We start from the raw sequence: 13,177 nt of genomic DNA, 5'->3' as shown, positions 1-13,177 counted from the left end.
AGGCCGGAGACCCGGGAGCACACACATGATCGCCACGATATTGCTGAGCGTCGGTATCGTTTTCCTCGCCGAACTCGGCGACAAATCCCAGCTGATGGCGCTGACGTTCGCGCTGCGCTATCGCTGGTGGGTCGTGCTGGGCGCGATCGCCAGCGCCACCGCGGCGGTGCACCTGATCTCGGTGGGCGTCGGTTTCTACCTCGGGGCCGCGCTGCCGACCCGAGCCATCTCACTGATCGCCGCGATCACCTTCCTGGCGGTCGGGCTATGGACTCTCCGCGAACATCTCGGCGCCGATCCCGACGACGAGGAAACAAAACCGCCACGCTCGACCACCGCGCCGTACTTCGTCGTCCTCTCGGCATTCCTGCTCGCCGAACTCGGTGACCGGACAATGTTCGCAACCGCCGCGCTGGCCACCGAAAACAGCTGGTTCGGTGTGTGGATCGGCTCGACCATCGGCATGGTCGCCGCGGACGCGCTCGCCATCGGGGTCGGCATCCTCGTCGGCAAGCATCTGCCGGAACGAGTGATCGGCATCTGTTCCGGGCTGCTGTTCCTCTATTTCGGCACCGCGACGTTCATCGCGGTGGCCGCACCCGGGCTCGGCATGCTCGCGGGCAGTGTTCTCGCGATGCTCGCACCCGCCCTGGTCGGCGCGGTGCTGCTGGTCAGGCGCGCCCGCCGTCGTGGCGAACCATCGCTGTCCCATATAGATCGCCACTACGGCGAACCAGATCCAGCAGTGGTTCCCGCAGCGCACGAAGTCCGTCCGGATCATCGGCCGCGACTCGAGCCGTGACCATCGCGCTGACCGCGGCGGCCAGGGTCTGACAGGCGAAACGCTGTTGTTCGGTCTCGGCGCCAAGAACATCGGCGATCAACGACACGAACGATTCCTGTAGCAGCGCACGGCGGCTCAAAGCCTTGGCGCCGGCCGCGTAGACCTCGACGAGAAACAACCTGGCGTAGGCGGGCTCGTCGGCGAGGCCGTCGAGGTAGGCGCCGAGGATGCGACTCATCCGTTGCGGATCGGCGCTCGAACGGTCGGGTGACTCCGAATCGGATTGCGACGCGGCGGCATCCGCTATGCCGGCCAGCGAAAGCTCGACCGCCCGCTCATAGGCCGCCTCGAAACAGTCCTCCTTGGAACGGAATTGCTCGTAGAACGTCTCTCGCGAAACCCCGGCTCGTTTGAGGATAGACGCGACCGACGTTCCGACATAACCACTTTCGGCCATCGCATCGGCCAGTGCGTGCAGGATCCGCTCCCGCTGTGACGCGATCACCTGCTCCCTCGGCAGGCCGTGACGGCCCCGAGGCAGTTGGCGTACGGTGCTGGCCGGTTCGGTCATTCGCGGGCTCCGGTGTTCGATATGGGGCTGGTTGCTCGTGCGCACGGTCGCGCTAGTTGGGCCGCTCCATTCTGCGGGGCCGGGCCGGCTGCTCGGTGGTGAAGGGTGCGTCTTCGGTGCGGGCGATGTCGAGTGCGTGCGCGACGCCACGCCGCAACGCGATATCGATGATGCACTGGGCGATCGGCCGAAACGGCAGTGCCACCGCCACCCACCACGGCGAAACGACCTGGCGCCTGCGGCGGCGAATGGCCCGCTCGAGGGCATCGATCGCGGGACCGAGCGGAGCGACTCCGGAAACGGTCGAACGGCCGAGGATCGCGCGCGCGGCGGCGGTGCCGAATCCGCGCGTAGTCATATCTGTGTCGAGCTCGGCGAAATAGGCGATGCCAACCTTTGCGCCGGTATGCCTGATCTCGTTGCGCAGGGTATTGCCAAGCGCCTCGGCACCGGCCTTGGACGCGCTATAGGCGCCGGCCAGCGGCAGATTCACCGCGGCCGCGAGTGAGGAGACGATCAGCGCGTAGCCGGTCGGATGACAGATGTGCGGCCCGGCGGCGCGCAGCGTGTAGTAAACGCCGAGCACATTCACCGCGAGGGTCTCTTCCATTACCGCCGGATCACCGCCGAGCAGTGCGAGTTGCCGGGCCACGCCGGCGTTGGCCACCACAGCATCCAGCCCGCCAAGCTCGCTGACCAGCGTGTTCACCACCCGTTCTGCCTGCGCCGAGTCCGCGACATCGCAGTAACGCCATGGCGCGTCACCACATTCGTGCGCGACCTCGGCGAGCAGGTCCGCCTCCAGTCCGAGCAGCGCCACCTTGGCCCCACCCGCGTGGAGTTGGCGTGCCAGCGCCGCCCCGATACCCCGCGCCGCCCCGGTGATCAGGACGCGCCGACCGGCCACAGGGGTGGCGGAGAACACACTCATACTCGCGACGGTACCACCGATGAACATACCTGTTCGCAAATAGTTTGCGAGCGACTCCGATAGGAGTGGGTGCCGTGATCGGGCTCTCGCCGAGCATTAGCTAGGGTGCAATTGACGAAGGGCCAACTGGCTGTCACGAACGAGAGGACCATCGTGGAGATTTCGGGTTCCGCCGCCATTGTCACCGGAGGTGCTTCCGGTCTGGGGGCCGCCACCGCCAAGCGTTTCGCCGATCTGGGCGCCACCGTGTTCGGCTTCGACGTGCCACAGTCGATCGAGCGCGCGGGCGACAACGTGCCAGCCGGTGTCACCCTCATTCCGGCCGACGTCACCAGCAATGACGAGGTTTCCGCCGCGGTCGCCAAGGTCGTCGAATCGGGCGTCCCGCTGCGCATCGCGGTCAACTGCGCCGGTGTCGGCTGGGCAGGCCGCATCCTGTCCAAGAACGGCCCGCACGACCTGGAACTTTTCCGCACCGTCATCATGGTGAACCTGCTCGGTACCTTCAACGTCATGCGCCTGGCGGCGGACGCGATCGCCAAAACCGACACCGTCGACGAGTACGGCCAGCGCGGCGTCATCATCAACACCGCCTCGGTCGCCGCGTTCGAAGGCCAGATCGGCCAGATCGCCTACTCGGCCTCCAAGGGTGGCGTGCACGGCATGACCGTCCCCGCCGCACGTGACTTGGCCCAGTTCGGCATCCGCGTAAACACCATCGCCCCCGGCATCATCGACACCCCGATGCTGGCCGGCGTCACCGAGGAGTACCGCAAGGGCCTCGAGGCCGGTGTCCCGTTCCCGTCGCGCCTCGGCCGCCCGGACGAGTACGCGCAGCTCTCGCAGTACATCATCGAGCACGACTACCTCAATGGCGAAACCATCCGCATGGACGGCGCCCTGCGCATGGCGCCGCGGTAAAAAATTGCATTCGCACCGCGCCTCATCATGATGACGGGGCGCGGTGTTTTTATGCCTGCGGTTTGTGGCCGATGCCGAGGAAGGCGGTCGTGGACAGCGGGCGGTTGGGGCGATAGTTCCGGTCGAGGTAGGTCCGCATCAGCGCGGCGCGTTCGTTCCACGCCTGCTCGCCGACCGTGCGTCGCATCAGCGTGAGCGGTGCGCTGCTGCGGACCATGGTTTCCCACATCTGCGCGGCGCTGTCGAAGGTGACCGAGGTGGTGTGACGCTGGATCGAGACACCGGCGAACCCGGCCTGCGCCATCTCGGTCGCGAAGACCTCCGGGTTCTCCAGGCTCAGGAAATTGGGCTGCGGCTCCTGAATGCTCGGATCGGCGGCGGCCAAGGCGCCGAACAGCATTCGCGTCAGCGGCGATTCCGCCATCGGCGCCCAACTCGACACGATAGCGGTGGCACCGGGGCGCAGTACCCGCAACAGCTCCGCGAATCCACGTCGGCGCTCCGGAAAGAACATCAGGCCGAACATCGAGAAACCCGCATCGAAACAATCGTCATCGAACGGCAGCGCCTGACCGTCGCCGATCTGTGCCTCGACATTGTCGTGACCGGCGGCCCTCGCGGCATGGGTGAGCCGCTCGATCATCAGGCCGGAGAAATCGATAGCCTGAACTCGCGCAACGCATTCGGCGGCGAGCAGACTGAGCATCCCGCTCCCCGCCGCGACATCGATCACCTGCGAATCGGGCGACAGTCCGGCGAGTTCGAGCGCGCGAGCGGAGAAAGGCGCCAGGATGGCGGGCGCGAATTCGGCGTATCCGTCGGCGACGAGATCCCACGGTTCGGCCGAGGCGAGCGGGTCACCCGACATATTCGAACGGTCCTTTCGACTCTCCGAGGCTGATCCGCTCCCCCGTCCTTGGGGCCACCCGCCGCGCCAATGGCGGTGGCCCCACGGACATCACAGCGTGCGGGTGAGCCGATCGGTGAGGATGTGCGCGAACCGCGCCGGATCCTTCAGCTCGCCACCCTCGGCCAGCACCGCTGTGCCGTACAGCAATTCGGCCGTCTCGGTGAGCTCGGGAACCTTGCCTTCGTCGGCGTCGTCCTTGCGCGTGTCATAAGCCTCGCGCAGGCCGGTGACCAGCGGGTGGGTCGGGTTGAGCTCGAGAATCCGCTTGGTCTCCGGAACCAGTTGACCCGACGCGCGATACATGCGCTCCAGCATCGGAGTGAAATCGAAGACGTCACCGACAAGGCACGCCGGGGAGGTGGTCAGCCGGTTGGTCAGGCGCACCTCCTTGACGCTCTCGTCGAGGGTCTTGCCGAGCCAGGTCAGCACCTCGGCGAAGTCCTTGTCCTGCTGTTCGCGCAGCGCCTCGGAAGCCTTCTTCTCGTCCTCGGATTCCAGATCGACCTCGCCCTTGGCGACGGACTGGAACGGTTTGCCGTCGAACTCCGGCACCGAACCGACCCACATCTCGTCGACCGGGTCGGTGAGGATCAGTACCTCGAGGCCCTTGGCCTTGAAAGCCTCCATGTGCGGGGAACTTTCAACCTGCTGGCGGGACTCGCCGGTCATGTAGTAGATGGCGTCCTGGCCGTCGTTCATCCGCTCGGCGTACTCGGCCAGCGTCGTCAGTTCTTCGTCGGAGTTCGTGGACGCGAAAGACGAAACCTGCAGGATGGTTTCGCGATTGTCGACATCCGAGAGCAGGCCCTCCTTGAGGACGCGGCCGAACTCCTTCCAGAACGTCTGGTACTTTTGCTGATCCGGCTTTTCCTCGAGCGTGGCCCCTTGCAGGTCCTTGACCGTGGACAGCACCTTGCGCACCAGGCGCTTGCGGATCATCTGGATCTGCCGATCCTGCTGCAAGATTTCCCGGGAAACGTTGAGCGACAGGTCCTGTGCGTCCACCACACCCTTGACGAAGCGCAGGTATTCCGGCATCAGCTCTTCGCAGTTGTCCATGATGAACACCCGCTTGACGTAGAGCTGGACTCCGCGCTTGTGTTCGCGGGTGAACAGGTCGAACGGCGCGTGCGACGGAATAAACAACAGCGCTTGGTATTCGAAGGTGCCCTCGGCCTTCAGCGGGATGATCTCCAACGGATCGTCCCAGCCGTGGCTGACGTGCTTGTAGAACTCCTTGTACTCCTCGTCGCTGACCTCGCTCTTCGGACGGGTCCACAGCGCCTTCATGGAGTTGAGGGTCTGATCCTCGATGACCGTCTTCTCGGTCTTGTCTTCGCCCTCCCCCTCGGTGACGGTTCGCTCCACCTGCATCCGGACCGGCCAGGCGATGAAGTCGGAGTACTTCTTGACGATCTCGCGGAGCTTCCACTCCTGGGTGTAATCGAAGAGGTGATCGTCCTCGTCGGCGGGCTTGAGATGCAACGACACCGTGGTGCCCTGCGGTGCCTCATCAAGGGTTTCGATGGTGTAAGTCGACTCGCCGGTGGACTCCCAGCGGGTGCCCTCGGTCTCCCCCGCCCTACGGGTGGTCAGGGTGACCTTGTCGGCGACCATGAAGGTCGAGTAGAAGCCGATACCGAACTGGCCGATCAGCTCCGCCGGATCCCCGGCGGCGCTCTTGGCCTCGTTCAGCTTCTTACGCAGTTCCGCGGTGCCCGATTTGGCGAGCGTGCCGATCAGATCGACAACCTCGGCGCGGGACATGCCGATGCCATTGTCCCGGACAGTGAGGACCCTGTTGTCGGCGTCGACCTCCAGCTCGATGTGCAGGTCAGAGGTGTCGACATGCAGATCCTTGTCCTTATAGGAATCTAGGCGCAGCTTGTCCAGCGCGTCGGAAGCGTTCGAGATCAGCTCCCGCAAGAAGGTGTCCTTGTTGGAGTAGACCGAATGGATCATCAGCTCGAGCAGCTGATGGGTTTCTGCCTGGAACTCGAGTTGTTCGACGTGCTGAGTCACGTCGCGATGGTACCGCCGCGGCCCGGCGCCGTAGCAGGCAGCGCGGCGAAATCACGCGGGCAGCCCCTAGCTGTACCCGGTCATGAGGTTGGTCGCAGTCGGCTGACTGGCGGCCGGCCTCCGAGGGCTGCGTGGTGTCGTTCGTTGTTGTAGTGCTCTAGCCCGGGGTTTGAGCGCGGCGGTGGCCAGTGGGGCTTGATGGCTGCGGGGCGTCAAACGCCTCCACGAGTGCGGGTTTCCGGACCCTCGCTCTACTGCCAGGTGGCGGTGTCGGGGTCGATGCTGTGGGCGCGTGCGCTGGCGTCGATGCTTTGCCGGAACCACGTGGCAAGGCCGGCGCGGATGCCGTCGTAGTGGGCAGCAAATTCCGGATCGGCCTCAAACATGCGGCCGAGACAGACCTGCATCTGCCTGGTGAGGGGAAAATACGAAGAAGTGAACACTTCGCGGTGCCGCTCGACGAGTTGACTCGCTTCTGGGCTGCCAGGTGTGACACCAGAGTCCATCGCGTCCCCGAGGGCACGATCGAAGTCAGCAAGGGTGTCGGCGATGGCCTGCCATTGCTCCGGACTGCGAGAGGCTGAGCGTTCGGCGAACTGCTGCCATTGCTCCGTGTCTCCGTAGCGCTGACGGGCTTGGGCAGGCCAGTCCGGGTCCCATTGGGGGCCGAAGATCGCGACCTGCTGCTCGACGGTCAGCAGCAGGCCGCGCTCGTGCGCGTCGATCATCCGATCCAGACCGACGCTGAGCTCCTGGAGGCGATCGATCCGTTCGGCAACCTGGGTGCGCTGCCCGCGAAGTGCGGCGGCCACGTCGGTGCCTGAGCCGTCCAGTACGGCCCGAATCCCGTCCAGGCCGAGGCCGACCTCCCGGTAGACGACGATGCGTTGTAGGAGTTCCAGATCACCAGCGGTGTAAAGCCGGTATCCGGCAGTCGTACGCAGCGACGGTCGCGCCAAACCGATGTCATCCCAGTGGTGCAGCGCGCGGACTGTCACACCCAGATGGGTCGAGACATGACCGACGGTCAGGCCATCGGTGTCAGTGGCATCAAGCATGCTCCCCATTGTCGCCGCGACCGGCGTCCGATGGGGTGATCCCCAAGGCATCAAGCGGTGCGGTGATCCCCATGGCTTCAAAGTTCCGCGCCTCCTGGCCGGCCGGATCAAAGGGCTTCGCCGCAGTGAAAACGATCCGTGCGTTCTCGGGGGTGATCACCTCGACATCGCGGGTGTTCCACGGAGTATCTCGTGGACCGTCGACCGAGTTCGGGCGCAACGCACGACAGGCCTCGACAACGGAATCGAGCTGGTCAAGCACACACGAGAAACTGACGCTCATTTCTGGTGCCTGCTCCGGAATACTCCCCGCCGGGACCAGCAGCACGTCCTGGAACGCCCACCGACGCAGATGCACAACCCCGTCGGGGACGCTGAACAGCTCGATAAACCCCAACCCACGAACCCAGAAGTCCACCGACGCCGCCATATCGCTCGTCGGGATCTTCACGAACGTGGGCATTGCATAAATGCCCCGGAACGGCTCCGGCGCCACCGCATCCGGGCCGGCATTCGGCACCGGGCTCATCTCAAAAGCGTTGTAGTAGTCACTCATGGACCCGATCCTCCGGCCTCACGCAACGTGAGGGTCAAGCCGAATCCGTAAATCCGGTCCTATCACTGCGATGCGACCAACGTCGTGACCGGGTACAACTAGACCGCAGGTCAGACGCGAGCTCCGAAATCTGCCAGTGCGGGGACCTCCACGTCCGCGCAATGCCGCGTGGGCTCGCGCGGGTGCATCCACTCGCGCAACACCATGGTGGCGCGCACATCGTCCTCGTTGTATTCCAGCAATCGCGTGCGCTGGCCGAGGTCCGGCTCATCGTCGTAGCCGACGGCCCTGCGATACCAGCCCATCGACGCCTCGCCACCGGCCTCGGCATCGCGCCACGCGAAACCAGCCACCGGCGCGATCTTCTTGAGCCCCTTGCCATTCGGGCAGATAAACTGGTCCGACACCGCCTGGAACATGTCCACCCACTGCGGCCCGTCAACGAACGCACGCACCTGTTCGACCGTCGGCACGCCGGGGCGGCCCGCGAACCTGCGCGCCGACTCGTAGAGCCATTTGTCCTCAGCGGTGCGTGAATAACAGTAGGCGGCAAAGGTTTTCCCGGCGGCGACGGCCTCGGCACGCACTGTCATCAGCCAGGTCCAGAACTCGCCGAACGAGCGGGACTCGTCATCGGTGGGCAGCGGATCCCAGGTGACGAACGGCCGGTACTGCCCATCGAGCAGCGTCCCCCACAGGTAGGCCCCGTACTCCTGGAAACTCTCCAGGTCGACGTCCACCTCGACGTCAGCGCGGCGCACCCACACCTTGTCGACCCGGCGGACCAATGGCGCGCCCGCGAGCCACGCGCGCGCCGTCACCACCGCCTCGTCGAATGGGCCGTGCTGCCAGTCCTCGGGATCCTCACCCACCCACGCCGCGAGATCGTCGATGGTCAGCACGCCGTGTCCGCGCAGCACCTCGGCGCGCGAACCGGGCGCCACCAGGCTCACATCACGGTGTTGCGCCAACCAGTCCGCACAGCTCGCGGTCGTCCGGCCATCTTCGTCCTCGGCGCCGCGCGACCACCACGGGCACTGCCTGCACTCGGGCACCTTCGATGGCACCGTCGGCAATTCGCCGCGCACCACGGCGATCCGGTCGGCGTAGCGCAGGTCGTAATCGGCGAGCACGGTCGCGAGATCGTGGACAAGAATGCGGTCGAAGTGATAGCCGATCACGCCGCCGACCAGGGCCGGACTCGCCAGGCCGTGGCGCTGCAGCATCCGATACAGATGGGCGAGGCGCTGCTGGTCACGCGGTTGCTGACGCAGTTTGCGATGCGGATCCGGTTGTGGATCCCAGTGATACAGATCCGAAGTGGTCGGATGGAAATCGGCCGGTTCCGGCTGCCTGGGGTCGGTCACCTTGTGATTGACCACGATCACCGGAATGTAGCCGCCGCGATCGAGGTCGCGCAGCAGAACTTCCGAACCACCGCGCCTACCGGTATCGGGCTCCTGTGGCAGCAGTCCACCCCAAATATGGTGGGTACCAGCCGCACACGCGCGCATCGTCGCCTCGGCGCGCTCTCCCGCGCGCAGCCCGGGGTCGATCACCACCCATCCATCGGGATCCGCCGCGATCAGCGCATCACGCACCGCGGCCCGATGCGCGGAGGCGGCGTCACGGCGCTGCCGGACCCCGGCGTCCTCGGCCATCCCGGTGAGCACGTCCGGATGTGCCGCGTTGAGGTGGAGTCGATGACGGCACCCGATCAGCGCCCTGGCATCGACGAATGCGCGGGGCGTGCCCGCTGCTGCGGCATCGCGCACGCCGACCGGCCGATCGTCGGCCGCGCCGTCACGATCGCCGCCTCCGTTATTGCGGCCGTCACGGTCGCCGATGCCCGAATACACGTAAGCAGTATGGTCCCTACCCCCGACAACTCCGCGAATCGCCTGATACAACGCTCATCACAAGCAATATGGTCGCGATGCGTTATGCCTCATGCCTGCGAACACGCGGCGCCACCGGCGCGGCAAAACTTCACCATATAAGGTGTCGACAAACGTGTGACATGGGCGGACGGGCGTTCCCCGACGTCGTTCTGCCATGGCAAACCAGCATGACGGAGGGCCTTCGATGGGGTTGTTCACCAAGCGCAAGCGACGGCCGAGCCGTCGGGCCGAGGCCAAAGCTCTCAAACACAAAGCCGGTATCGAGGCCAAACTCGGCGCCAAGAACGATCGCAAGGCGCACCGAGCGGAGGCTCGTACCCAGCGCAGGGTGGCAAAGGCGCAGATCTCGACACTGCATGCGGAGGAGAAGGCCGCGTTGAAGGTGGCGGCCAAGGCCGAGCGTGATCCGTTCAGCGCCGGCCAGGTTCGCAAGTACCTCGGGGTTGCCCGCGTACTCATTCCGGTGCTCGCTCCGCTCGCGTATCGGGGCGCCACCTTCATGCGCGGCCAGATCGATAACCGGCGGGCCCATCAGCTCGGTATCGGTATCGAGCAGCTCGGCGATTTCAGCGGGCATGGCGCCCGGCTACAGGCTCGTATCGCCAATACCGAAGGGGCCCTTGGCAAGATCGGCGACAGCAATGGTGATGGCAAGGCATTCGTCGCCGCCACCCAGGATCGGCTCGACAACCTGACCACCGCGGTGCGCACCGCGGAGCAGATGCCCGCGACCCGTCGTCGTGCCGTGCACGCGTCGATCTCGAACGAGCTGTCCGGGATCGAGGCGGATGTCCTCGCGCGCCTCGGCGTGAACTGACCTCGGTTCCGACATGCGCCACAGACCGAACACAGGCAGCCCGCGCGGTTGCCTGGCCGGTGTCATGGTCGGCGCACTCGTCATTGCCGCGCATGGGGCGGCGGGCGGCGGTTATCCGAGTTCGGCCGAGGCGGCGATGGTCCTGCTTGTCGCCACGGTGGCGGGATTCGCCGCGGGTGGGTTGCCGATCGGGCGCGGGCGGGCCGGAGTGACCGGAGTGCTCGCGCTCGGCCAGCTCACCGGGCACTGTGTGCTGTCCGGTTTACTCGGCCACGATCATGGATCCGGGCTGGCCGCGGCCGTGCCCACCGATGGGATGCTGGCCGCGCACCTTGTCGCGACACTCGCCTGCGCCACGCTGATCCTGCTGGCCGAACGGCTCTATGTGGTGGCCTCCGGCGCGATCCGGGCGGCACTCACCCCACCGGCCCGACAAAAGATCGCAGGCCCGTCGCGCTGGCCGGATAACGCCGCGCGACACTATCGCTTTCATCCGAGCGGCGCGATCGGTCCGCGCGCGCCACCGGTGCCTGCCTGACCGGCTCGCACCAATTCCGCTCGTAGAGAAAGCCTTTCACAATGCGTAGTACTATTTTCCGTGCCTCCTGCACGGTCGTCACCGCCACCGGCCTTGTCCTACTGACCGCCGGTACCGCCGCCGCGCACGTCAGCGCCGATGCCCCCGGCGCCACCCAGGGCGGATATTCGGTAGTCACCTTCAAGGTCCCGACAGAATCCGACACCGCGAACACCACCGCGCTCACCGTGACGCTGCCCGCCCCGAAAAGCGCTCGCACGGAGCCCATTCCAGGCTGGAGCTCCAAGATCGAGCGCAATGACAAATCCGAGATCACCGCGGTTACCTGGACCGCTGAGCCAGGCGCACCCGGAGTCGCACCCGGTCAGTTCCAGCGTTTCGCCCTCTCGATCGGCCCACTGCCGACCGAGGGAGAGGTCAGCTTCCCGGCCAGGCAGACCTATAGCGACGGCAAGATCGTCAGTTGGGATCAGCCGATGGGCAGTGACGGGTCCGAGCCCGAGTACCCCGCTCCGACCGTGACACTCGCGGCCCCGAAGTCGGGTGACCACCACGGCGGCACCGACTCCGAGGCAGCCGACCACGAGTCGGCCGATACCGACGACACCGCCCGCTGGCTCGGCGGTATCGGGCTCGCGCTCGGTCTTTTCGCCGTTGCGCTCAGCCTCGGCAACGTCATTCGGGCACGGCGCTCATGACACGGCGCGTGCTCACCGCGCTCGTAGCCGGGCTGCTGCTGATCGGGGTCGGCCTGGCCGCCGCGGGCACCGCCGCCGCGCATTCGGAGGCGGTCGGCAGCACACCCGAGGACGGGTCGACCATTGACGCCGGCCCGGCCAGGGTCAGCATCACCTTCAACGAGGAACTGCAGACCAGCTTTCCGGCGCTGACGGTCGTCGGTCCGGATGACCATCTGTGGTCCAAGGGCGCGCCGATGGTCGAGGGTAAGACGGTCAGCGTCGAGGTGGGTGAACTCGGCCCTGTCGGCGAATACACCATTGCCTATCGGGTGACCTCGGCCGACGGGCATCCCGTCAGCGGGAAGCGGCACTTCACCCTCAGCAAAGCGGGCACCGGCACCCCCGGCCCCAAGCCGACCGCGAACAACGGCGCCACCGACGACGGCGGCTCGAATGGAATTCCGTTGTGGGTGTTCATCGTTGGCGCAGTGGTGCTTTTCGGCGGCGGCCTCGCGTTCGCCCTGTTCGGCGGCAGGAGCCGGAAACAACCGTGAAAGGTTCGATAACCGGCGGCCGGGACGCGCGGGCCCTGCTGCTGGTTGTCCTGGTCGGCCTGCTCGGGGTGGCACTCGCCTGGGCACTGAACATTCCGGCACCGATGCCAACGGAGGGCAGTGTCCGGGTGATCGCGGACGGCACCGGCGCCACCGTGCTCGGACTGGCCGCGCTGCCGCGGGTACACGCACGGCTGCGACCGCCATGGCGGCTGCTCGCCGTACTCGCCGCGATCTGGTGCCTCGCCGAGTTCGCCGTGCTGGCCTTCGAGGGTGCCGCGGTCGCCGGTGTGCCGATCGAACGCCTCGATGGCGCCGACTTCGGTACTTTCCTTGTCGATGTCAGCGGCGGCCAGGTCGGCATCGCCATTCTGGTCGGCGCCGGTGCGGTCACCTGTTATTCGGCGCTTGCCTTCCGGCGGCCCGATACCGCGTCGACCGATCTGGTGCTGGTTTTCACCGCGGTCTCGTTGGCGCTGCGGCCCATCACCGGACATATGTCGCAACAGCCGTTCGGTTCAGTTCTCGGCGCGGTGCACGCGCTGGCGGCGGCGGCCTGGTTCGGACTGCTGATCGCGCTCGCGCTGGTCGTACGCACCCGCGGCGAATGGGCGGTGACGCTGCCGAGATATTCGAAACTGGCAGGCCCGCTGGTCGCGGCGGTCGCCTGCACCGGGCTCGTCAACGGTTTGGTTCGCCTCGGCGGGGTGACGCCGTTGGTGACAACTGGATACGGACGCATCCTGCTGGTGAAGACCCTGGTGCTGCTCGGACTGCTGGCGCTGGGCTGGTGGTGGCGGCGCACGTGGGTGTCGCAGGCCGCCGAACATCGCGTGAACGCTGAGGCATCGCTGCGTCGGGCGGTGGTCGAGGTATCGGTGATGGCACTGGCCTTCGGGCTGGCCGCCACGCTCGCTGTCACAGCGTGACCAGG

Annotated in this window: 13 protein-coding genes and 1 pseudogene; 7 read left to right on the top strand and 7 right to left on the bottom strand. The window is 66.2% G+C overall.

Annotation, left to right across the window (positions count from 1 at the left end):
- Positions 1–25 precede the first annotated feature (25 nt).
- On the top strand, positions 26–802 hold the full coding sequence (locus tag LKE06_RS07390) for a TMEM165/GDT1 family protein (protein ID WP_227997870.1): 777 nt from the start codon (positions 26–28) through the stop codon (positions 800–802).
- 334 nt (positions 803–1,136) lie between these two features.
- Here LKE06_RS07390 and LKE06_RS07385 read toward each other — a convergent pair.
- Positions 1,137–1,355, bottom strand: a pseudogene (locus LKE06_RS07385) (TetR/AcrR family transcriptional regulator); the annotation flags it as partial.
- 52 nt (positions 1,356–1,407) lie between these two features.
- Positions 1,408–2,286, bottom strand: a complete 879-nt coding sequence (locus LKE06_RS07380; RefSeq protein ID WP_227997869.1) for an SDR family NAD(P)-dependent oxidoreductase — start codon at positions 2,284–2,286, stop codon at positions 1,408–1,410.
- Positions 2,287–2,439: 153 nt separating this feature from the next.
- Between LKE06_RS07380 and LKE06_RS07375 the strand changes: the two genes are divergently transcribed.
- Positions 2,440–3,207, top strand: coding sequence for an SDR family NAD(P)-dependent oxidoreductase (locus LKE06_RS07375; protein ID WP_227999320.1), 768 nt, complete (start codon positions 2,440–2,442; stop codon positions 3,205–3,207).
- A 49-nt stretch (positions 3,208–3,256) separates the two neighbouring features.
- Here LKE06_RS07375 and LKE06_RS07370 read toward each other — a convergent pair whose 3' ends face one another.
- The 5 genes from LKE06_RS07370 to LKE06_RS07350 all read right to left on the bottom strand — a co-directional run bounded on the left by LKE06_RS07370 (position 3,257) and on the right by LKE06_RS07350 (position 9,528).
- A complete protein-coding gene (locus LKE06_RS07370; protein WP_227997868.1) occupies positions 3,257–4,075 on the bottom strand; it encodes a class I SAM-dependent methyltransferase in 819 nt (272 codons plus the stop codon).
- 90 nt (positions 4,076–4,165) lie between these two features.
- Positions 4,166–6,139, bottom strand: coding sequence for a molecular chaperone HtpG (gene htpG, locus LKE06_RS07365; protein WP_227997867.1), 1,974 nt, complete (start codon positions 6,137–6,139; stop codon positions 4,166–4,168).
- A gap of 251 nt (positions 6,140–6,390) precedes the next feature.
- Complete coding sequence (locus LKE06_RS07360) at positions 6,391–7,197, bottom strand: MerR family transcriptional regulator (RefSeq protein WP_227997866.1); 807 nt, start codon at positions 7,195–7,197, stop codon at positions 6,391–6,393.
- Positions 7,190–7,753, bottom strand: a complete 564-nt coding sequence (locus tag LKE06_RS07355) for a VOC family protein (RefSeq protein WP_227997865.1) — start codon at positions 7,751–7,753, stop codon at positions 7,190–7,192. Before LKE06_RS07355 ends, LKE06_RS07360 begins: the two co-directional genes overlap by 8 nt.
- Before the next feature lie 110 nt (positions 7,754–7,863).
- Positions 7,864–9,528, bottom strand: a complete 1,665-nt coding sequence (locus tag LKE06_RS07350) for a TM0106 family RecB-like putative nuclease (RefSeq protein WP_227999319.1) — start codon at positions 9,526–9,528, stop codon at positions 7,864–7,866.
- 310 nt (positions 9,529–9,838) lie between these two features.
- Between LKE06_RS07350 and LKE06_RS07345 the strand changes: the two genes are divergently transcribed.
- Genes LKE06_RS07345 through LKE06_RS07325 form a run of 5 tightly spaced genes read left to right on the top strand, consistent with a single transcriptional unit; the run spans position 9,839 to position 13,172 of the window.
- Positions 9,839–10,471, top strand: a complete 633-nt coding sequence (locus LKE06_RS07345) for a DUF6474 family protein (RefSeq protein ID WP_227997864.1) — start codon at positions 9,839–9,841, stop codon at positions 10,469–10,471.
- Positions 10,472–10,484: 13 nt separating this feature from the next.
- Positions 10,485–11,009 carry a hypothetical protein gene (locus LKE06_RS07340; RefSeq protein WP_227997863.1) on the top strand — a complete coding sequence of 175 codons (525 nt, stop codon included), beginning with the start codon at positions 10,485–10,487 and terminating at the stop codon, positions 11,007–11,009.
- A gap of 41 nt (positions 11,010–11,050) precedes the next feature.
- A complete protein-coding gene (locus tag LKE06_RS07335; protein WP_227997862.1) occupies positions 11,051–11,707 on the top strand; it encodes a YcnI family copper-binding membrane protein in 657 nt (218 codons plus the stop codon).
- Positions 11,704–12,243, top strand: a complete 540-nt coding sequence (locus LKE06_RS07330) for a copper resistance CopC family protein (protein WP_227997861.1) — start codon at positions 11,704–11,706, stop codon at positions 12,241–12,243. Before LKE06_RS07335 ends, LKE06_RS07330 begins: the two co-directional genes overlap by 4 nt.
- Positions 12,240–13,172 carry a CopD family protein gene (locus tag LKE06_RS07325; protein ID WP_227997860.1) on the top strand — a complete coding sequence of 311 codons (933 nt, stop codon included), beginning with the start codon at positions 12,240–12,242 and terminating at the stop codon, positions 13,170–13,172. Before LKE06_RS07330 ends, LKE06_RS07325 begins: the two co-directional genes overlap by 4 nt.
- The last annotated feature ends 5 nt before the right edge of the window (positions 13,173–13,177 follow it).

Origin of the sequence: Nocardia australiensis (genome assembly GCF_020733705.1) — a bacterium.
Lineage (GTDB): Bacteria > Actinomycetota > Actinomycetes > Mycobacteriales > Mycobacteriaceae > Nocardia > Nocardia australiensis.
This window is presented reverse-complemented; position numbering and strand designations above follow the sequence as displayed.